This is a genomic window from Streptomyces sp. NPDC017940, assembly GCF_044328435.1.
Taxonomy (GTDB): Bacteria; Actinomycetota; Actinomycetes; order Streptomycetales; family Streptomycetaceae; genus Streptomyces.
This window is the reverse complement of record NZ_JBIRHJ010000007.1, coordinates 527,950-547,036: the sequence shown is the minus strand read 5'-3', so window position 1 is coordinate 547,036 and position 19,087 is coordinate 527,950. Positions and strand designations below refer to the sequence as shown.

Genomic DNA, 19,087 nt, shown 5'->3' with positions numbered 1-19,087 from the left:
ACGCGCATCCGCTCCCGCACACACGCCGCCCACTCCCTCCCCCAGGAGCACGTCATGACCACCGAGACGCCGAAGCACTACACCGACGCGACGCTCGACGTACTGCGCGCCCAGGGCGACCCGCTCGCGGACGCGACCGTGGCCGCCATGTTCGAGCGCGGGGAGGTGCGGGACTTCAACACCCTCATGCGCTTCTTCAGCACCGCGGGACACAAACTCCCCGACGGGCTGCCGCAGTCGGCGGCCTCGTTCCTGACGGCCACGGGTATGCCGCCGAAGTGGGTGGACTGGGACATCATGGAGCGCGCCCGGCTGTTCTTCATGGACAACGCCGCGCACATCAACACCGGCCTGTCCTTCGCCGCGATGCCGACCACCTACGCGGTGCCGCGCGTCGCGAGGCTCCTCGCCTCCACGCACTCGATGGACTACCCCTCCCGCCGGATGGCGAACACCGGCCAGTTCGTCACGTACCTGATGCAGACCAACGCCTTCGAGGAGGGCAGCAAGTTCATCCCGGCCGCCCAGAAGGTCCGGCTGCTGCACGCCGCCGTACGCCACCACCTCACCGCGGCCGGGCGCTGGGACATCGACAAGGACGGTGTCCCGCTCTGCCAGGAGGACATGATCGGCGGGCAGATCTGCTTCTCGATCCTCGTCCTCGACGCCATGCACCGGCTCGGCATCCACATGAGCGACGAGGGCGCGGAGGCCTACTACTACGCGTGGCGGGTCGTCGGATCCATCCTGGGCTGCGACATGGAGGCCGCCCCCGACAACCTCACCGAGGCCCGCGCGTTCGCCGACCTCTACCTGGCCCGCAACCTCGGCCCGAGCGAGGACGGGACACGTCTGAACAACCAGCTGATGCGGATGTACGAGGACGTCGTGCCCGGCACCCTCTTCGACCCCATCGTCCCCGCCACCATCCGCTTCCTCGTCGGTCCCACCATCGCCGACTGGCTCCGGATCCCGCGCGGCCCCTGGGACACCGCCGCCAAGGCCGTGCCCGTCGTGCTCGGCCTGCTGGAAGCGGTGGAGGACTCAAGCCCCCTGGCCGAGTGGGCACTGGACAAGGCAGGCAGCCTCCTGACCACCTTCGAACTGGCCTCGCTCACCCGCGGCAGGGTCATGCAGTACGCGATCCCGGAGGAGCTCAAGAGCGAGTACGGCGTACGCTCCCAGGCATCCCGCACGCACCGCTGGGTGCCCCCGGCCCCGACGCCGGCCGTGCCGTAGCGCCGCGGGGCGGGGGCCGGGCGTACGTCCTGGACCGGTCGGCCCGGCCGCCTAAGGTTAGGTTGTCAGGACAAAGCATTGACAGGGGTGCGGGCCCGTGGCGAAGGTGGGCCCCATGCGCATCGGACTGATCGGCACCGGACGTATCGGCACCTTCCACTCGGCGGTCATCGCCCGCCATCCGGACGTGGAGTCGCTCGTGGTCGCGGACGTGGACGCCGCGCGGGCGGCGGACCTCGCGGCCCGGGTGGGGGCGGTGACGGCTCCTTCGGTGGACGCCCTCTTCGAGGCGGGCGCTCCCGGGGGGTCGCCCGCGGGGCCCCCGCTGGACGCGCTGGTGATCACGGCGGCGACGGCGGCGCACGCGGAGCTGATCGGCAGGGCGGCGCGGGCGGGCCTGCCGGTGTTCTGCGAGAAGCCCATCGCGCTGGACCTGCCGGGCACCCTGGCCGCGCTCGCCGAGGTCGAGGCCGCCGGCACCGTGCTCCAGCTCGGCTTCCAGCGGCGCTTCGACGCCGGGTACGCGGCCGCGCGCGAGGCGGTGCGGGCGGGCAGGCTCGGACGGCTGCACACGGTACGGGCCATGACGTCGGACCCGGCGCCGCCGCCCGCCGCCTATCTGCCGCTCTCCGGCGGCCTCTACCGCGACTGCCTGGTGCACGACTTCGACGTCGTGCGCTGGGTGACGGGCCGGGAGGTCGTGGAGGTGTACGCCACCGGTTCCGACGCGGGGCCCCTCATGTTCCGCACCGCGGGCGACGTCGACACGGCCGCGGTGCTGCTCACCCTCGACGACGGCACCCTCGTCACGGCGACGGCCACCCGCTGCAACGGCGCGGGGTACGACGTCCGCATGGAACTCGCGGGCGAGGCCGACCAGGTGTCCGTCGGCCTCGACGACCGCACCCCGATCACCTCCACCGAGCCGGAAGGACCCACCGCCCCCGACAAGCCGTGGCCCGGCTTCCTGGAACGTTTCGCGCCCGCGTACGAGGCGGAGCTGGCCGCGTTCGTCGAGGTGGTGCGGGGGGAGCGGGCCAACCCGTGCGACGGGCGCGAGGCGCTGCACGCGCTGCGGATCGCGGAGGCGTGCGAACTGTCCCGGGCGGAACGCAGGGTGGTGCGGCTCACGGAGATCGACGGAGGCTGACGCCCCCGCCGCCCCGGCCGCCTCGCCTCCCGGCCGCCCCGCCCCCTCGCCTCCCCGCCTCCGGGCCGCCCGCGTCCCCGCACCCCGCCCTTCCCTCGCCCCCGTGGTCCGCGCCCGCGCCCGTCAGGTCCCGTTCAACAGCCCCGCGTCGTGCACCAGGAGGGCGATCTGGACCCGGTTGTTGAGGTCCAGTTTGGTGAGGATGCGGGAGACGTGGGCCTTCACGGTGGCCACGCTCAGATACAGCTCCGCGGCGATGTCGGCGTTGGACGCCCCCTTGCCCACGGCCACGGCGACCTCCCGCTCCCGCTCACCGAGCGCTCCGAGCCGCGCGAGCGCCCGCCGCCGCCGGTCGAGTTCCGGGCCGCCGCCCGCCACCTGGGAGATCAACTGCTGCGTCACCGTGGGCGAGAGCACGGGATCACCGGCGGCCACCGCCCGCACCGCCGCCACGATCTCGGCGGGCGCGGTGTCCTTGAGGACGAAACCGGCGGCCCCGGCGCGCAGGGCCCGCAGCACCTGCTCGTCGGCGTGGAAGGTGGTGAGGACGACGACCTCCGGGGCGTCGGGCCGCTTGCGCAGCGCCTCGGTGGCGGCGAGGCCGTCCATCGTCGGCATCCGGATGTCCATCAGGACGACGTCGGGCCGTACCTCGCCGACCAGCGCGGCGACCTCGCTGCCGTCCCCGGCCTCCCCCACGATCTCGATGTCGTCCGCGCCCCCGAGCATGAAGGAGAGGCCGGCGCGGACCAGCGGGTCGTCGTCGACGAGCAGCAGCCTGATCGGTTTCATGCGCCTACCGTAACGAGCGGTCCGCCCCGTTCCGCACGGTCGGTGGCTCAGGCCTTCGGCAGCGAGAGGCGCAGCGGCCCGCAGCCGATCCGGTCGGCCTCAAGGGCTACGTACCGCGGCAGCAGCCCGCGGATGTCCGCGGCCCTGCCCCCGTTCGCCGCCCGGATCAGGAAGGTGACGTCCCCGGTCTGGCAGGACGCCTGGAAGAGCCCCATGTCCTCGCGCAGGAACCCGCGCCCGCGCACCTGGCCCTCGCCGTCCCCCGCGGCGGTGACCCGGCGTCCGCCGTCGTACGAGAGTCCCTGGTAGAGCACCGCGAGCCGGGGGTCCTCGACGGTCATGAGGCGCAGCCTCGGGTGGCCGAACAGCACGTCCCGGTCGCAGGTCCGCACGGGCGCGGCCGTGCCCCCGGTGACCAGCGGCCGTTCGTAGCGGCTCTCCCGGTCCCGGCCCGGCAGCCGCAGTCCCTCGACGCCGCAGAACGCGGTCCGCTCCTCGTCCGTGAAGCGGGCGGGCGCGGCCAGGCGCGGGGTGGGGTCGGCTATGGGGCTGTCGCAGCCCCGTTCGGCCATGTAGTCGTTGACGAGCTTGACCACGGCCCGGGCGAGGCGGGCGCGTTCGGCTCCCCTGGTGCTCCGCCGGACGGCTTCGCGTCGCCCACCCCGTCGAGGAGCGCCGTGAGGCGTGGGTGCCGCACCATCACGGCGTCGAAGAGCTGCCGGTCCGAGCGCTCGCCGAGGCGCAGCGAGCGGCCGATGCGGACCGAGCAGGCCTGGAGGTCCTTGGTGACGGCGCCGACCTGGTACTGGACGCGCAGCGCGGTCTCCTTGTCGAGGTCGCCCTCGATGTCGAGGCCGGGGATGCGGCACGCGCCGCCCTCGCCGAAGGTCTCCGCGCGCTCCGGCAGCCTCGGCACGGGGCCGCTGACCCGCAGGGGCCTCGGACCGGCGCAACCGGCGGACTCCATCCCCTCGTTGGCGGCGGCGACGAGGAGTTCGGCGACGGCCCGGGAACCGCCCAGGTCGGGAACGCCGGAGAGGGCGGCGCCCGCGTCGGCCCGTTCCCGCCCGTCGAGGGTGACGGCGGTGGTCCTGCCGTCGCGGGTGTCGCAGCGCTCGGGCAGCACCAGCAGTCCGTGGCGGCCGTCGGCGACGCCCGGCAGCCCGTCGGGCAGCGGCATCGCGCGGTCCCCGAGGTAACCGCCGAGCCAGCGGACGCGGTCGGCGGCGGGCCCGGGCGCGGGGCCGTACGTCACCGTGACGGTGGTGCGCTGCCGCTTCTCGTCGCCGTCGCCGTACCGGTCGCGGGAGCTGACCGTGAGCCGGCACTCGCCGCGCGCCGTGCCCGCTGTCGGGGCGGACCCGGTGGAGGTGCGGCTGCGGCCGTCGTCACCGCTGAAGGCCTCGTCGCCGAGGATCCCAGGACCGCTGTCCTGCTCCCAGGCGCCCCAGCAGTAGCTGTCACGGCCGTCGAAGGGCCAGGTGTCCGTGGCCCGGGTGCCGAGCCCGCCCGCGAGCAGCGCCACCGCGAGGCCGGTGGCCACGCCGCCACGCCTGGTCCTGACCGCCCGCCGTACGCGTGTGCGTGGCCCCCGGTCTACGGGCCGGTCCACCGCGTTCTCCCCCGTCACGAACTCCGCCTCTCCGTATGCGGCGGCTGATCGTACAGAAGGTGTGCGGGAGCGAATTCAGCAGGCCGCGGAGATCACGGAGGCCGTTACCGTCACGGCCACGGCAGCCAGGCGTCCACCGTGAAGCTCCCGTCGGGACCGCCGCCGTGGGTGAGCCGCCCACCGGCCAGCGACGCGCGTTCGGTGAGGCCGATGAGGCCCTGCCCGGAGCCGGGCACGTCCGGTACGTCGCCGGGCGGCGGGGGGTTGCGCACCGACAGGGTGAGGCCCTCGCCGGGGGCGCCCGCGACGGTGACGGTCACCTCGGCGCCGGGCGCGTGCTTGCGGGCGTTGGTGAGCCCTTCCTGGGCGATGCGGTAGGCGGTGCGGCCGATCGCCGCGGGCACCGCGTCCGGGTCGGGGACGCGCAGGTCGAGCACCACCTTCATGTCCGCGTCGCGGGACTCGGCGACCAGCGCGTCGAGGGCGGAGAGCGTGGGCTGCGGCCGCCCCGACGCGTCCGTGTCACCGCCCCGCAGCACCCCGATGACCTGGCGCAGGTCCTGTAGTGCCTCGTGCGCGCTCTCCCGGATGACGCCTGCCGCGCGGGCGATCTCCGCGCCGGGCGCGTCCGGCCGGAACTCCAGGGCGCCCGCGTGCACGCTGAGCAGGGTGAGCCGGTGGGCGAGGACGTCGTGCATCTCGCGGGCGATGGCCTCGCGGGCGAGCTGCTGGGCCTTCTCGGCGCGCAGCGCGGCCTCGTTCTCCGCGCGCCGCGCCCGGTCGCGCAGCGCGAGCAGGAGCTGGCGCCGGGAGCGTACGAACATGCCCCAGGCGATGGCGGTGGCGGTGAGCAGCGTGGTCAGGACGATCGACACCACGTAGGGCAGGTCGGGGTCGGGGCGCCACGCGTAGAAGGGGATCATGAGGGCCACGGCCGCGCCGCCGAACCACGCCGGGTACTTCCAGGGGCGGTGCACGGCGAGCGTGAAGTAGGCGACGAGCGCGGCGCCGCCCGCCGTGTTCGAGACCAGGCTGATCACCAGCATGGCGGCGGCGAACCCCACCGGCCAGCGCCTGCGCGTCCACACGGCGGCGCAGGCGAGCGCGCCGAGCAGGTGGTCGAGCGCGATCAGGCCCTCGGAGAGCGTGGGGTTGTTCGCCACCTCGTCGCTGATGACCAGACCGAGGAAGACGGCGACGAAGAAGCAGGCGAAGTCGACGAGCCAGTCGCGCACCGTCCGCTTGTGCCGCCCGGTCCTGCCGGTGACCCGGTCCGGGTCGAACTCGGCGGCGACGGCGGACGGCAGGAACCACTGCCGACGGGTCGTGAGGTCCGCGCCGCTCCCGTCCCCCGGTGCGCCGACGGCCCCGGGCGCACCGACCGTTCCCGGCGCGCCCTCGGCGCCCGGTGCGCCCTCGACTCCCGCCGCGCCCGCGGTCTCCGCGCCACGCGCCCGGTCACGCGCCTTGCGAGCCCACCAAGGCCGACTCGCCCGACCCGCCCGCCGCCAAGGCCCACTCGTCCGACTCTTCACGATCGACAAATCTACGCATCTCCCGTCCTGCCGCCCGCCTCTCGGGCCCGGTCGTCGACGAAAGTCGGGCGACGCGAGACTTTCGGCGGACCCGTCCCGTGCCGGTGAGCGCCTTGCGGCAGGGACGGCGCCGCCCCGCGGCCGATGTGCGTGGGGGGTCCGCGGGGCGACGCTCGGTGCCATGAAACAGGTGCTTGAATACCTCGGTGTGGTCCTGCTGATCCAGGGCGTGGTGAGCCTGGCGGGCGAGTTCACCGACCGGTTGCGCGGCTGGGGCGTCGTGCACCGGCTCCCCTTCGCCGACGGTCACGAGCTGTATCTGAGCATCGCGCTCATCGCGCTGGCGATAGCGGTGTTCGCCGCGGCGGAGAGCCGCGGAACCGGCTGACCCGGCAGTGCGGGCCGCGCCCTCAGCAGCCGTGGTCGACGAGGTCGAACGAGCGGTAGTGATCGGCGGTGTAGTAGTCCTCCCGGCTGCGGTCACCGGTCACGATGCGGCGCGCGCCGCGGTCGGAGGAGCCCGGCGTCCTGACGGTGAACTCGTGGTAGTACCCGGTGTTCTGCTTCGGCAGGATGCCTTCCCTGTTCTGGAAGACGGTGCCGTCCTGCGGGTACGGGTAGGGGCCGCCCTTGTCGATCAGTTCGAGCGTGTCGTGCGCCTGGGAGGGCAGGGCCGAGTAACAGATGTCGCCGACGGCGGCGGCCTGGAACGCGGACGCCGTGACGCCCGGCGCGACGGCCGTCACCGGCTGGGGCGCGGCGTTCGCGGTGCCGGTGACGGAGCCGCCGACGAGGAGGGCGGCGGCGAGGGCGGTGACGCTGATGATCCGTGGGGGGATTCGCATGGATCAAGCATGACGCGCGTAGAGGTTGATGTGTCAACGTCAAGTGGGGCGAATTCTCCGGAAGTTAACCACCTCCCCGGCATCCTCACGTTTCCGGGCGCTCCCGCACGTCCGCCCGATCTCCGCGTCCATTTCCCGCCAGCCGTCGACGGCGTCCGCCGCTTTGCTTGAACCCGAAAGCACTTTGCTCCAGGCGAAACAAGGACGGGAATCATCATGTCTCCTCTCACCGGCAAGAAGGCCTTGGTCACCGGCGGCAGCCGCGGCATCGGCGCGGCGACGGCCCTGCGGCTCGCACAGGAGGGCGCCGATGTGGCGATCACCTATGTGCGGGGCGAGGACGCCGCCCGTGACGTCGTCGCCGGGATCGAGTCGACGGGGCGTCGCGGGTACGCGATCCGGGCCGACGCGGCCGACACGGGGGACGCCGTCGGCGCGGTCGAGCGGGCCGCCGACGACCTGGGCGGCCTGGACATCCTGGTGAACAACGCCGGTGTCGGGGTCCTCGGCCCCATCGGCGATCTCACCCTCGCCGATGTCGACCGGGTGCTCGATGTGAACGTACGCGGTGTGTTCCTGGCCGCGCAGGCCGCGGCCGGGCGGATGGGGCGCGGTGGGCGCATCGTGTCCATCGGGTCCTGCGTCGTGCAGCGCGTGCCCGGTCCCGGCGCCACCCTGTACGCCACGAGCAAGGCCGCGCTCGTGGGGCTCACCAAGGCGCTCGCCCGGGAGCTGGGGGAGCGCGGGGTCACCGTGAACCTGGTGCACCCCGGGCCGATCGACACCGACATGAACCCCGCCGACGGGCCCTACGCCGAGGCGCAGTCCGCCGGGACGGCGCTCGGGCGGTACGGCTCCGCCGGGGAGGTGGCCTCCGCGGTGGCCTATCTCGCCGGGGCGGAGGCCGCCTATGTGACGGGGGCGGAGTTCTCCGTGGACGGAGGGCACGCGGCGTAGGCCTGACGGGGGTCCCCCAACCCCGCCCCTTCCCGATCCCGGGGCTCCGCCCCGGACCCCGCTCCTCAAGCGCCGGAGGGGCTGGTTTTTAGCCCCTCCGGCGTCTGAGGACAAGGCGCGGAGCGCCGACGGAGCTGGGGCTGCTTATCAGCCCGTCCGGCGTTTGAGGACGAGGCGCGGAGCGCCGATGGGGCTGGGATCCGGGGGGCGCAGCCCCGATCCCGGGGCTCCGCCCCGGACCCCGCTCCTCAATCGCCGGAGGGGCTGGTTTTTAGCCCGTCCGGCGTTTGAGGACGAGGCGCGGAGCGCCGATGGGGCTGGGGTCCAGGGGGCGCAGCGTCCCTGGTTTGGGGAAAGGGGCGGGACTGGGGCGCCCCGCGAGGGAATCGGACCTAGCCCCCGAACTCCCGGTACCGCGCCGCCAACCCCTCCGCGGCGGACGGCGTGAGCGCCCCGTACAGCCGCAGCCGCGAGATCCCCCCGTCGGGGAAGATGTCCACGCGCGCGTGGGTACCGACGGCCGCCGCGGCGAGGACGAAGCGGTGGTTGGTGTCGGGCTGGAGGCGGGTGCGGGGCAGGACCTCCACCCACTCGCCGGACTCGCCGTCCCGCACGGACACCGAGGCCCACCCGGCGGAGTTCCCCTTGAGGTACGCGGTGTCGATCTCCAGGGCGCGGATCTCGGACTGCGCGGCGAGGCGGTAGCGGATCCAGTCGTGCCCGCGGTCGCGCCGCCGCCGCGTCTCCCAGCCGTCGTCCATCTTCCGGGAGCGCCCGGGCTGGATGGTGTTGGTGGCGGGCGAGTAGAAGCGGTCGGAGGCGTCCTCGACCTGGCCGCCGTGTTCCAGGGCGACGACGTCGAGGGTGCCGAGGGCGGTCAGCCAGGCGGGGTCGGCGAGGACTTCGCCGTACACGCGAAGGCGCGCGACGCCGCCGTCGGGGTGCTGGTTGACGCGCAGGTGCGTGAACCGCTGCGGCACGTCCACGGCGAACCCGTTGGCCGCGTGGCCGCCGACGGGCGTGCGGGGCACGAGGGTGGTCCACTTGACGTCGTCGGCGAGGAGCTCCGCCGGTGTGGGCGAGCCCTCGACGCTGGTGCCCTCGACCGACACGGCCTGGGGATAGTTCCCGCGGAAGTGCGCGGTGTCGACCACGATGCCGTGGACGACGCCGGGCGCGCCGAGCCGGACGAGCGCCCAGTCGTGGTCGTCCTCGGTGGGCCAGGGGTGCTCACCGGAGACCCCGCGGCGGCGCCGGGTCTCCCAGCCGTCCATGACCTTGCCCTTGTGGCCGAAGTGCTCGGGGTCGAACTCGGCGTCGTTCGGCAGCAGCAGGTTCTCGCGCATGGCGAAGAACTCGTCGTTGGCGGCGACGACACCGGCACCGAGCCGGCGGTCCGCGAGGTTCGCGTACCGGGTGAAGGGGAAGTCGGCGGTGCGGTAGTCGGCGTAGGGGTCGCCGCCGCCGTAGGGGTTCGCGTCGCCGGTGAAGCCGGATATCGGTGTCGCCGTCACGGTGATCAGTTCTTCCTTTCCAGAAGTCGGCCCGCCGGCTCGGTGAACTCGCCGTCGGACACGATGCGTTGGCCGCGCAGCCAGGTGGACTTCACCACGCCGCTGAGCGTCTTGCCCGCGTAGGCGGTGACGCGGTTGCGGTGCTGGAGCCGCGCGGGGTCCACGGTGAAGGTCTCGTCGGGCGCGAGGACCGCGAAGTCGGCGTCGCGCCCGGCCTCGATGGCGCCCTTTTGCTCCAGGCCGACCAGGCGCGCCGTGTGCGTGGACATCCAGCGCACGACGTCCTCCAGGCCGTACCCGCGGGCGCGGGCGGCACTCCACACGGCGGGCAGGCTCAGCTGGAGCCCGGAGATGCCGCCCCAGGCGGTCGCGAAGTCGGCCGTCTTGAGGTCGGCGGTGGACGGGGAGTGGTCGGTCACGACGCAGTCGATGGTGCCGTCGGCGAGCGCCTGCCACAGCAGGTCCTGGTTGGCGGCCTCACGGATGGGCGGGCAGCACTTGAACTCGCTGGCGCCGTCGGGGACTTCCTCGGCGGTGAGGGTGAGGTAGTGCGGGCAGGTCTCCACGGTGATCGCGACGCCCTCGCGCTTGGCGGCGGCGATCAGCGGCAGGGCGTTCGAGGACGACAGGTGCAGGACGTGCACGCGGGCGCCGACGCGCTTGGCCAGGGCGATCAGGCCCTCGATCGCGGTGTCCTCGCTGACGCGCGGGCGCGTGTCGAGGAAGTCCGCGTACCGGGGACCCCCCTTCCCCGCGGCGGAGGCGGCGGCCAGCTCGTGCGGGTCCTCGGCGTGCACGATGAGCAGGCCGCCGAACCCGGCGATCTCCCCCATGGCAACCGCCAGTTGCTCCTGCGTCAGCTCGGGGAACTCCTCCACGCCCGAGGGCGAGAGGAAGCACTTGAACCCGAACACGCCCGCGTCGTGCAGCGGCCGCAGGTCCTTCACGTTGTCGGGCAGCGCGCCGCCCCAGAAGCCGACGTCGATGTGCGCCTTGGCGGCGGCGACGTCCTGCTTCGTACGGAGAGCGGCGACCGACGTGGTCGGCGGCAGGGAGTTGAGGGGCATGTCGACCAGCGTCGTGATGCCGCCGGCCGCCGCGGCGCGGGTGGCGGTCCAGAAGCCCTCCCACTCGGTGCGGCCCGGGTCGTTGACGTGGACGTGGGTGTCGACGAGTCCCGGCAGCAGCACGTCGTCGCCGAAGTCCTCGATACGGGCGTGCGCGGGCACCGCCGCGCCGTGGTCGCGCACCGCCACGATCGTGCCGCCCGAGACGGCGACGGACGCGGCGCGCGTCCCCTCCGGGGTGATGACGCGCGTCGAGCGCAGCACCAGATCCACGTCGGCCACCGCGACCCCTCTCTGTTCGGTCTCCCGGCCTCCCGGCCAGCGAAATTCAACGTTCTGTTGAAGGAGTTTTCCCCTCGGGGCGCACCTCGTCAAGGGTCTATACGTTTCCACAAAGTGGAAGTAGAATTCCGTACACCAGAACGTAGCTACGCACAACACGCACCGTCGAGCAAGACCCGGGTGAGGCCGGGGCCCCGCTCCGAAGACCGGACAAACGCCCACCGAAGCACCCGCCGCCCACCGCCCCGACCGGCACCGGCGTGCCGACGGCGCCGGGGCTCCCCGGAAAGTGCCCGGTAGGCTGCTGCCTTGCCTGCCATCCTGTAGGGCCCTGAAAGGAACGCGCCGTGCCGACGTCAAGCGCCAGCACCACCGACGCCGCGAAGTCCTCCGCGAGCGGAGGCGTGCAGTCCCTCGAGCGCGCCTTCGACCTGCTCGAGCGGATGGCGGACGCGGGCGGCGAGGTCGGCCTGAGCGAGCTGTCCGCGAGCAGCGGCCTTCCGCTGCCGACGATCCACCGGCTGATGCGCACCCTCGTCGCCTGCGGGTACGTGCGCCAGCAGCCCAACCGCCGCTACGCACTCGGCCCGCGCCTGATCCGCCTCGGCGAGTCCGCGTCCCGGCTGCTCGGCACCTGGGCGCGGCCCTATCTCGCCCGCCTCGTCGAGGAGACCGGCGAGACCGCGAACATGGCCCTGCTGGACGGCGACGAGATCGTGTACGTGGCGCAGGTGCCGTCCAAGCACTCCATGCGGATGTTCACCGAGGTGGGGCGGCGGGTGCTGCCGCACTCCACCGGCGTCGGCAAGGCGCTGCTCGCGCACACCCCGCCGGATGAGGTGCGTGCCCTCCTCTCCCGTACGGGCATGCCCGCCGCCACGGAGAAGACCATCACCACGCCCGACGGGTTCCTCGACGCGCTCGAGGCGGTGCGCCGCGTGGGGTTCGCCGTCGACGACAACGAGCAGGAGATCGGCGTCCGGTGCCTCGCCGTGTCCGTGCCCGACTCGCCCACCGCCGCCGCCATCTCCATCTCCGGTCCTGCGGGCCGTGTCACCGAGGCCGCCACGGAGAAGATCGTGCCGATCCTTCAGCAGGTAGCCGCGGAGCTCTCCGAGGCCTTGGCCACGTCTGCGCCCTCAGCCTGACCTATCCGCCCGCCCCTGGGGCTCCGCCCCAGACCCCGTTGTCGGCGCTTCGCGCCTCGTCCTCAAACGCCGGACGGGCTGAAACGCTGCCGCACCGGCGACAGCTTGAGCCCGTCCGGCGTTTGAGGACGAGGCCGCAGGCCGATACGGGGTCCGGGGCGGAGCCCCAGGATCGGAGAAGGACCGCCCCGAGGTCACTCGGGAAGCAACGGCTCCCCGAATAACTCGACCGCTCGCCTGACGCCCGCGAGGGCGGCGGTCAGCGCGCTGACGGAGCCGATGGACCCCGCGACGAGCAGCAGGGAGCGCCGCAGACGACGAGGCTCGGGATCCCCCCGCACAGCCATGGCGGCCAGCGCCGCTAACTCGTCCTCGGCCACCGCCCGGTCGGGAAACTCCCCGGGATGCGCGGCGAGTTGCCGCCGCAACCGGGACACCGCCACCCGCAGCTCCGCCACCCGCGGATCCCCGGAACTCTCCGCCACCGCTCCCTGTCCAACGCTCCGCAACACAGCTCTCCCCCTCGCACGTCGTTGTGCGCCTGTCACGCGTGCGGGCCCGGGCGGACCCGCCGCGGCGTCGGCCGGTTGCCGAAGGGGCGCGGGCAGCGTGCGGCCACGCGGCCACGCACGCTTCACTTTCGGCCACGCCCCCGGCCGGAACAGGGTCCCCAGAACCCATGCGGTAAGCAAGAGCCATGACCGAATCACTGACCGGATCGCAAACCGGCCCCCTGGCCGGACCACGGACCGGACCACTGGCGGGACCGCCCTCGCCCTCCGCCCCCGCCGCCTCGTCCGAGGTCGTCGGCCTGCTGCTCGCGGCGGGCGGCGGCCGGCGTCTCGGCGGCTGCCCGAAGGCGCTCCTGGAGCACCGGGGCGAGCTGTTCGTGGAGCGTGCGGCGCGGGCGCTGCGCAACGGCGGCTGCACCCGGGTGCACATCGTGCTCGGCGCCACCGCCGACGTCGTACGGGAGCAGGCGAAGCTGCCGGGGTGCACGCTGGTGGACAACCCGGACTGGCACGAGGGCATGGGGTCCTCGGTGCGGGCGGGCCTCGCGTCGCTGCGCGGGTCGGGGGCGGGGGCGGCGCTCGTGTGCCTGGTGGACCAGCCGGGCGTCGGCGCGGCGGCGGTGTCGCGGGTGCGGGCCGCCTTCCGCTCCACGGCGACGCTCGCTGCGGCGACGTACGGGGGTGAGCGCGGCCATCCGGTCCTGTTCGGCGCGGACCACTGGGACGGCATCGCGGTGAGCGCGACCGGCGACCGGGGCGCCCGGGCCTACCTCGAGGAGTTCGCCGCCGCCGTCACCGCCGTGGAGTGCGGTGACGTGGCGGACCCGTACGACATCGACACCATGTCGGACCTGGAGCGCCTGGAGTGAGGCCCCGGCGGCCCGGACCACCTGGAGTGACCGGGATGGCACTCAGCGCCATGTTCTGTCGACGAAGAGAATCTCGACATCAACAATCCATTGAACTTCCACCATAAGGAAACTAGTATCCACTGCTCAGAAGCGCCTGTCCCGGTGGACGGCGCCCGCAGCCGTATCCCGGCCCCGCGGCACCGCGTGCCGTGACGAGGGCCCGGCGGCCGCGGCGCACCGCTCCCGCCCGTGACGCAAGCCCGTGACGCAAGCTCGCTGAAGGAAGTGACAGCTCATGTCCGCACCAGCGCCGTCCCCGCTGGCCATCGTCGACGCCGAGCCCCTGCCCCGGCAGGAAGAGGTCCTCACCCCCGCGGCCCTCGCCTTCGTGGCCGAGCTGCACCGGCGGTTCACGCCCCGCCGTGACGAGCTCCTCACCCGCCGCGCGGAGCGCCGCGCCGAGATCGCCCGCACCTCGACCCTGGACTTCCTGCCGGAGACCGCCGCGATCCGCGCGGACGACTCCTGGAAGGTCGCTCCCGCTCCGGCCGCCCTGAACGACCGCCGGGTGGAGATCACCGGTCCCACCGACCGCAAGATGACCGTCAACGCGCTCAACTCCGGCGCGCGGGTCTGGCTCGCCGACTTCGAGGACGCCTCGGCCCCCACCTGGGAGAACGTCATCCTCGGCCAGTTGAACCTGAGCGACGCCCATCAGCGCCGCATCGACTTCACGGACGAGCGCACCGGCAAGTCGTACGCCCTCAAGGACGCCGCCGAACTCGCCACCGTCGTGATGCGTCCGCGCGGCTGGCACCTGGACGAGCGGCACCTGGCCGACGGGGCGGGACGCGCGGTGCCCGGCGCCCTCGTCGACTTCGGCCTGTACTTCTTCCACAACGCCCAACGCCTGCTCGACCTCGGCAAGGGCCCGTACTTCTACCTCCCGAAGACCGAGTCGCACCTGGAGGCCCGCCTCTGGAACGAGATCTTCGTCTTCGCGCAGGACTACGTCGGCATCCCCCGGGGCACCGTCCGCGCCACCGTCCTCATCGAGACGATCACGGCCGCGTACGAGATGGAGGAGATCCTGTACGAGCTGCGGGAGCACGCGTCCGGTCTGAACGCGGGACGCTGGGACTACCTCTTCTCCATCGTCAAGAACTTCCGTGACGGCGGCAGGAAGTTCGTCCTGCCGGACCGCAACGCGGTCACGATGACGGCGCCGTTCATGCGCGCGTACACCGAACTCCTCGTCCGCACCTGCCACAGGCGCGGGGCGCACGCGATCGGCGGCATGGCGGCGTTCATCCCGTCCCGCAAGGACGCCGAGGTCAACAAGGTCGCCTTCGAGAAGGTCCGCGCCGACAAGGACCGCGAGGCGGGCGACGGCTTCGACGGCTCCTGGGTCGCCCACCCCGACCTCGTCCCCATCGCCATGGAGTCCTTCGACAAGGTCCTCGGCGACCGGCCGAACCAGAAGGACCGCCTGCGCGAGGACGTCAGCGTCGCCCCGGGCGACCTGATCGCGATCGACTCCCTCGACGCGAGCCCCACCTACGACGGCCTCGTCAACGCCGTCCAGGTCGGCATCCGCTACATCGAGGCCTGGCTGCGCGGCCTCGGCGCCGTCGCCATCTTCCACCTCATGGAGGACGCGGCCACCGCCGAGATCTCCCGCTCCCAGATCTGGCAGTGGATCAACGCGGGCGTCGTCTTCGAGAACGGCGAGCCCGCCACGGCCGAGCTGACCCGTCGGATCGCCGCCGCCGAACTCGACGCCCTCCGCACCGAACTCGGCGCGGACGCCTTCGCCGCGGGCAAGTGGCAGGAGGCCCACGACCTCCTGCTCCAGGTCTCCCTGGACGCCGACTACGCGGACTTCCTGACGCTGCCCGCCTACGAGCGGCTGCGCTGAGTCCGCCGGTACGCAGCCGCCGCCCCGGTGCCGTCCGGTGCCGGGGCGGCGGCTGTCAGGCCTCGGCCACGGGCACACCGAACCGCCTGCGTTCCTCGGCGGTCAGGGCGCGCGGGTCCTCGCCCGCGGCCTCCAGGAGGGACGCGCAGGTGGCCGCGTCGAACCGCTCGGGCAGGGTCCACACGGACCGGACGTGGTTCTCGCCGGTCACCGCGAAGCGGCGGTCGTCGAGCCAGCGGGCGTCGAGCGCCATGACCGCGTCCGTCCGGGCCACCGCCAGGCACTCCCCCGTGGCGGCCCGCCAGAACCGCACCCAGTGGATCCCGGTGGTCGCCAGGTGGCGGCCGTCGGGCGACCACGCCAGGGTGGCGCCGCCGTCCCCGCCCCGGACGGTGCGCACCAGTTCGTCGCCGGAGGCGATGTCGTGGACGCTCGTCCGCGAGTCCTGCCCGAGCAGGGCGACAGCCCGGCCGTCCGGCGACCAGCACAGCGCCGCCACCGTGCCGGTGGCCGTCGCGACCGTCGCCGTCCTGGCGCCCGAGCGCGGGTTCCACACGGTCAGCGGTCCGTCCTTGGCCACCCCGGCGAGCGCGCCGCCGCCGGGACTCCACGCAAGCGCCCCGCACAACCGGTCGTCGGCGTCCATGACGGCGACGCGGGCCCCCGTCCCCGGGTCCCACACCTCGACGCGGTCGGCCTCGTGCTGCCAGAAGTCCCGGCCGAGCGTCGCCAGCGCCGTGCCGTCCGGGGACCACGCGCAGACGGCGGGCACGTTCGAGGCCGGGACGAGCCGGGCGGTACGGGTCCCGCGCGCCGCGTCCCAGAGCTCCACCCGGTCCTTGAACGAGACGGCCACGAGGTCGCCGTCCGGCATCCAGCTCACACCGGCCGGAGGCGGGTCCGCCGCGCTCAACAGCCGCACGGGCAGCGGCGAGTCCCCGGTCCGCAGGATCCGGACGGTGCCGGTGCCCTGTGCCGTGACGGCCACGCGGTCACCGTTCCACGAGGCCCGCCGCAACGTCCCCGTCGCGAGGGAGTGCCGCCGTGCCGAGCCCACTTCCCAGACGGTCACTTCGCCGGTGGCCGACCGCCAGGCGAGCCGTGTGCTGTCGCCGCTCCACGCGAGCGCCTCGGCCCGCGACCGCCCCGCGTCGGCCACCACACGCTCCGCCGGTGCGGAGGCGGCGCGCACCACCACGCGTGCGCCGCCCGCCCCTTCCTCCGCGACGGCGAGGAAGCGCCCGTCGGGCGACCAGGAGACCGCCGACACCGTCCCTGACGGCTCCCGCTCCGCGACGACCGTCCCGTCCCGGGCGGACCTGACGTCGAGAACGTCTCCCGTCCCCACCGCGACGCGCGTGCCGTCCGACGACCAGTCGACGCAGTCCTGCGGGATGCCCCGGCCCGTACCGAACGGCGGAAACGTCCAGAGCGTCACGGCGTCCGCGATCCGCACCACCCGCAGCGTGTCCCACTCCACGACCATCAGGTGTGTCGCGTCGGGAGACCACTTCAGCCCGGAAACCCCCACGCCGTCCAGGACCCGTGGGGTGACAGGACCGCCCCCCGCGGCGGCGAGTTCCACGATGTCGACGCCGGAGCCGGTGAACGAGGCCGCCACGAACCTGCCGTCGCGGGAGACCGCCACCGCGTTCGGGCCGTAGGCGTCCGTCCTCGCGAGGTGGCCGGGTTCGCCGAACCTGCGGACCTCCAGCGGCCCCGGCGGCCGGGCCGCCGCCCAGTACGTGTCGCCGCCGCCGACCCCGGCCTTGTCCAACTGCCCGAGTCCCACGCTCTCCTGACCGGCCAGGTCCCCCTCGGCCGTCCAGGTGGCGACCCGGCCGTCCTCCCCGACGGTCCGCAGCGCGCCCGAGGTGCGGTCCCAGCCGAGCGCGAGGACCCTCCCGGCGTGCCCGAACGCGAGGTGCTCGGTGTCGGGCGGCCGCGTGATGCCCCACAGGGTCAGCGCGGAGGCCGGGGTGGCGCCGTACTCGCGTACGGCGGTGGCGGCCAGCGCGAGCGCGAGCGCGGGTTCCTCCCCCGCCGCGTGCACCTGCTGGGCCCACACCGCCAGGGCGTCCGCCCGTGCGTCCGACTCCCGCCGCTGCTGCCGGAGGGAGGCCGCTACCAGGTCGAGGACCGCCGCCGAGACGCTGTGCCCGGCCGTCGCCTCCACCGCCCGGGTGAGGCTCCGGCCGCGCAGCACGTCGTCGTCGGACCCGCCCCGCGTCCGCCAGGCGGCCGCCCTGCGTTCGAGGTCGGTGATCAGGCGCAGGGTCTCCTCGTGGCGGGCGATGAGGTCGCGCAGGCGCGGCCAGTGCCGCAGCACGGACTCGTGGACGAGGTCGAAGGCGTCACCGGATGCGGTCTCGGTCAGCAGCCGGGCCCCGCGCAGCGCTTCGGCGATCTCCCGGCGCGTTCCCTCTACGGTGTCCGCGGTCACCGCCCTGCGGCCGCACCCGCGTTCGTCCCACGAGACGAGATCGATCAGGAGCGCGTCGATCGCCTCCGCCGGGTGCGCCTGCGCGACGCGCGCGTACACGACCTCGGCGTGGCGCCCGATCGCCTCGGCCAACGGGCCTTTCTCCGCGAGGAGTTCGAGCCCGATGCCGGAGCCGGGCCGCGCCGACGCGAAGAGGTCGCGCAGCAACTGGCCGAGCAGGGGCAGGGTGTTGCCCGCCGTCGCCTCGGCGGCGAGGAGTTCCACCACCTCCGCGTCGATGGGCACCCCGGCCGCCTTCGCCGGGCCGGTGATCGCCGCGCGGATCTGGACGGCGCCCAGGGGCGGGAGCAGCACCCGGGCGCGGAAGAGGTCCGCGTGCGGGCCCGTGGCCGCCTCGCGCAGGTTCTCGGTCGGCAGCGCGGCCAGGACGTGGAGTTGCGGGTGGGTGCGCAGTGCCGCGCGCAGCAGGCCGAGGAAGAGGGCGCGTTCGTCCTCCGGCACCAGGCGGAAGACCTCCTCCAATTGGTCGAGGGCCAGGACCGTGCGGGCCCGGCGCCCCTGGGCCGACAGGAGGGCTGCGGCCAGCGCGGTGGGGTGGGCCCGGTCCGGTGACGCCGCGAGGGCCACCGCGTCCGCGCGCAGCGCGGCGGCGAGTTGCCCGACGGCGGCAGGACCGGGCGCGGCGGGCCGGTCCGCGGCGGGCCGGTCCGCGGCCAGCGTCCGGGCGAGGGCGACGAAGGGCAGGGCGCCGGGGCGCATCGGTCCGAGCACCGCGTGGTGGCCGCGCAGGCGGGGCAGTGCTCCCGCGGCGAGGAGGGAGGACTTGCCGCTTCCGGAGGGGCCGACGACGGTGATCCAGCGCTCCGCGACCGTACGGCCGCCGCGCACGCGGTCCACGATGTCGGCCGTCTCCGCCTCGCGTCCGAAGAACACCCCGGCCCGGTCCGCGCCGTAGGCCTCCAGGCCCGGGTAGGGGCTGTCGGGGCGGGTCCAGGGCACGCGGCGCCGCTCCGCCCCGCGCCGCGCGTACTCCCACCCGGCCACCGCGACGATCGTGAGCGGCAGCCAGAGGACCGCGTACCGCTCGATCAGGGGCAGCGGCCCCCACCATCCGGCGGGGTCGGCCGTCACCAGGTTCGTGCCGAAACCGAGGACCACCCCGATGAGCAGCGCCTTCAGGTCGAGGGGAGTCCTGTGGGACGGCGAAGGCCGCATCCCCGGC

General features: G+C 73.9%; 16 protein-coding genes. 7 read left to right on the top strand and 9 right to left on the bottom strand.

Going from position 1 to position 19,087, the window contains the following annotated elements; all coding sequences use genetic code 11:
* Window positions 1-54: 54 nt before the first annotated feature.
* Entirely contained in the window at window positions 55-1,239 is a 1,185-nt protein-coding gene (locus ACH4DX_RS26170) for an oxygenase MpaB family protein (protein WP_398115206.1), read from the top strand.
* Between the two features lie 115 nt (window positions 1,240-1,354).
* On the top strand, window positions 1,355-2,389 hold the full coding sequence (locus ACH4DX_RS26165) for a Gfo/Idh/MocA family oxidoreductase (protein WP_398156951.1): 1,035 nt from the start codon (window positions 1,355-1,357) through the stop codon (window positions 2,387-2,389).
* Window positions 2,390-2,512: 123 nt separating this feature from the next.
* Here ACH4DX_RS26165 and ACH4DX_RS26160 read toward each other — a convergent pair whose 3' ends face one another.
* From ACH4DX_RS26160 to ACH4DX_RS26145, 4 genes are all read right to left on the bottom strand, one after another.
* Window positions 2,513-3,181, bottom strand: a complete 669-nt coding sequence (locus tag ACH4DX_RS26160; protein ID WP_398115210.1) for a response regulator — start codon at window positions 3,179-3,181, stop codon at window positions 2,513-2,515.
* Between the two features lie 47 nt (window positions 3,182-3,228).
* Complete coding sequence (locus ACH4DX_RS26155; protein WP_398156950.1) at window positions 3,229-3,777, bottom strand: hypothetical protein; 549 nt, start codon at window positions 3,775-3,777, stop codon at window positions 3,229-3,231.
* Entirely contained in the window at window positions 3,723-4,724 is a 1,002-nt protein-coding gene (locus ACH4DX_RS26150) for a hypothetical protein (protein ID WP_398156949.1), read from the bottom strand. Before ACH4DX_RS26150 ends, ACH4DX_RS26155 begins: the two co-directional genes overlap by 55 nt.
* Window positions 4,725-4,903: 179 nt before the next feature.
* Window positions 4,904-6,100: a sensor histidine kinase gene (locus ACH4DX_RS26145; protein ID WP_398157003.1), complete on the bottom strand. Its 1,197-nt coding sequence runs from the start codon at window positions 6,098-6,100 to the stop codon at window positions 4,904-4,906.
* A gap of 409 nt (window positions 6,101-6,509) precedes the next feature.
* On the opposite strand from ACH4DX_RS26145, the gene ACH4DX_RS26140 reads away from it, so the two are divergent.
* Window positions 6,510-6,716, top strand: a complete 207-nt coding sequence (locus ACH4DX_RS26140) for a hypothetical protein (RefSeq protein WP_398115217.1) — start codon at window positions 6,510-6,512, stop codon at window positions 6,714-6,716.
* Between the two features lie 22 nt (window positions 6,717-6,738).
* On the opposite strand, the gene ACH4DX_RS26135 is transcribed toward ACH4DX_RS26140, so the two are convergent.
* On the bottom strand, window positions 6,739-7,173 hold the full coding sequence (locus tag ACH4DX_RS26135) for a ribonuclease domain-containing protein (protein WP_398156948.1): 435 nt from the start codon (window positions 7,171-7,173) through the stop codon (window positions 6,739-6,741).
* Between the two features lie 216 nt (window positions 7,174-7,389).
* Between ACH4DX_RS26135 and ACH4DX_RS26130 the strand changes: the two genes are divergently transcribed.
* On the top strand, window positions 7,390-8,130 hold the full coding sequence (locus ACH4DX_RS26130) for a 3-oxoacyl-ACP reductase family protein (RefSeq protein WP_398115221.1): 741 nt from the start codon (window positions 7,390-7,392) through the stop codon (window positions 8,128-8,130).
* 392 nt (window positions 8,131-8,522) lie between these two features.
* Here the strand turns inward: ACH4DX_RS26130 and alc are convergent, their stop codons facing one another.
* Both alc and allB read right to left on the bottom strand, forming a co-directional pair.
* Complete coding sequence (gene alc, locus ACH4DX_RS26125) at window positions 8,523-9,644, bottom strand: allantoicase (RefSeq protein ID WP_398156947.1); 1,122 nt, start codon at window positions 9,642-9,644, stop codon at window positions 8,523-8,525.
* Between the two features lie 5 nt (window positions 9,645-9,649).
* Window positions 9,650-10,993, bottom strand: coding sequence for an allantoinase AllB (gene allB / locus ACH4DX_RS26120; RefSeq protein WP_398156946.1), 1,344 nt, complete (start codon window positions 10,991-10,993; stop codon window positions 9,650-9,652).
* Window positions 10,994-11,340: 347 nt separating this feature from the next.
* Between allB and ACH4DX_RS26115 the strand changes: the two genes are divergently transcribed.
* Entirely contained in the window at window positions 11,341-12,141 is an 801-nt protein-coding gene (locus tag ACH4DX_RS26115) for an IclR family transcriptional regulator (RefSeq protein WP_398115225.1), read from the top strand.
* A gap of 194 nt (window positions 12,142-12,335) precedes the next feature.
* On the opposite strand, the gene ACH4DX_RS26110 is transcribed toward ACH4DX_RS26115, so the two are convergent.
* Window positions 12,336-12,653 carry a DUF5955 family protein gene (locus tag ACH4DX_RS26110; protein ID WP_398115227.1) on the bottom strand — a complete coding sequence of 106 codons (318 nt, stop codon included), beginning with the start codon at window positions 12,651-12,653 and terminating at the stop codon, window positions 12,336-12,338.
* 185 nt (window positions 12,654-12,838) lie between these two features.
* Between ACH4DX_RS26110 and ACH4DX_RS26105 the strand changes: the two genes are divergently transcribed.
* Both ACH4DX_RS26105 and aceB read left to right on the top strand, forming a co-directional pair.
* Window positions 12,839-13,522 carry an NTP transferase domain-containing protein gene (locus ACH4DX_RS26105; RefSeq protein WP_398156945.1) on the top strand — a complete coding sequence of 228 codons (684 nt, stop codon included), beginning with the start codon at window positions 12,839-12,841 and terminating at the stop codon, window positions 13,520-13,522.
* Between the two features lie 277 nt (window positions 13,523-13,799).
* Window positions 13,800-15,422, top strand: coding sequence for a malate synthase A (gene aceB, locus ACH4DX_RS26100; RefSeq protein WP_398156944.1), 1,623 nt, complete (start codon window positions 13,800-13,802; stop codon window positions 15,420-15,422).
* A 55-nt stretch (window positions 15,423-15,477) separates the two neighbouring features.
* Here aceB and ACH4DX_RS26095 read toward each other — a convergent pair whose 3' ends face one another.
* Window positions 15,478-19,080, bottom strand: coding sequence for an AAA family ATPase (locus ACH4DX_RS26095; RefSeq protein ID WP_398156943.1), 3,603 nt, complete (start codon window positions 19,078-19,080; stop codon window positions 15,478-15,480).
* Between the last annotated feature and the right edge of the window lie 7 nt (window positions 19,081-19,087).

What these genes read in the sequence shown, in the direction of transcription:
- ACH4DX_RS26130 (WP_398115221.1), top strand. Translation starts at nt 7,390, where the DNA reads ATGTCTCCTCTCACCGGCAAGAAGGCCTTGGTCACCGGCGGCAGCCGC.
- aceB (WP_398156944.1), top strand. Translation starts at nt 13,800, where the DNA reads ATGTCCGCACCAGCGCCGTCCCCGCTGGCCATCGTCGACGCCGAGCCC.
- ACH4DX_RS26165 (WP_398156951.1), top strand. Translation starts at nt 1,355, where the DNA reads ATGCGCATCGGACTGATCGGCACCGGACGTATCGGCACCTTCCACTCG.
- ACH4DX_RS26095 (WP_398156943.1), bottom strand. Translation starts at nt 19,080, where the DNA reads ATGCGGCCTTCGCCGTCCCACAGGACTCCCCTCGACCTGAAGGCGCTG.
- ACH4DX_RS26140 (WP_398115217.1), top strand. Translation starts at nt 6,510, where the DNA reads ATGAAACAGGTGCTTGAATACCTCGGTGTGGTCCTGCTGATCCAGGGC.
- ACH4DX_RS26105 (WP_398156945.1), top strand. Translation starts at nt 12,839, where the DNA reads ATGACCGAATCACTGACCGGATCGCAAACCGGCCCCCTGGCCGGACCA.
- ACH4DX_RS26160 (WP_398115210.1), bottom strand. Translation starts at nt 3,181, where the DNA reads ATGAAACCGATCAGGCTGCTGCTCGTCGACGACGACCCGCTGGTCCGC.
- ACH4DX_RS26170 (WP_398115206.1), top strand. Translation starts at nt 55, where the DNA reads ATGACCACCGAGACGCCGAAGCACTACACCGACGCGACGCTCGACGTA.
- ACH4DX_RS26135 (WP_398156948.1), bottom strand. Translation starts at nt 7,173, where the DNA reads ATGCGAATCCCCCCACGGATCATCAGCGTCACCGCCCTCGCCGCCGCC.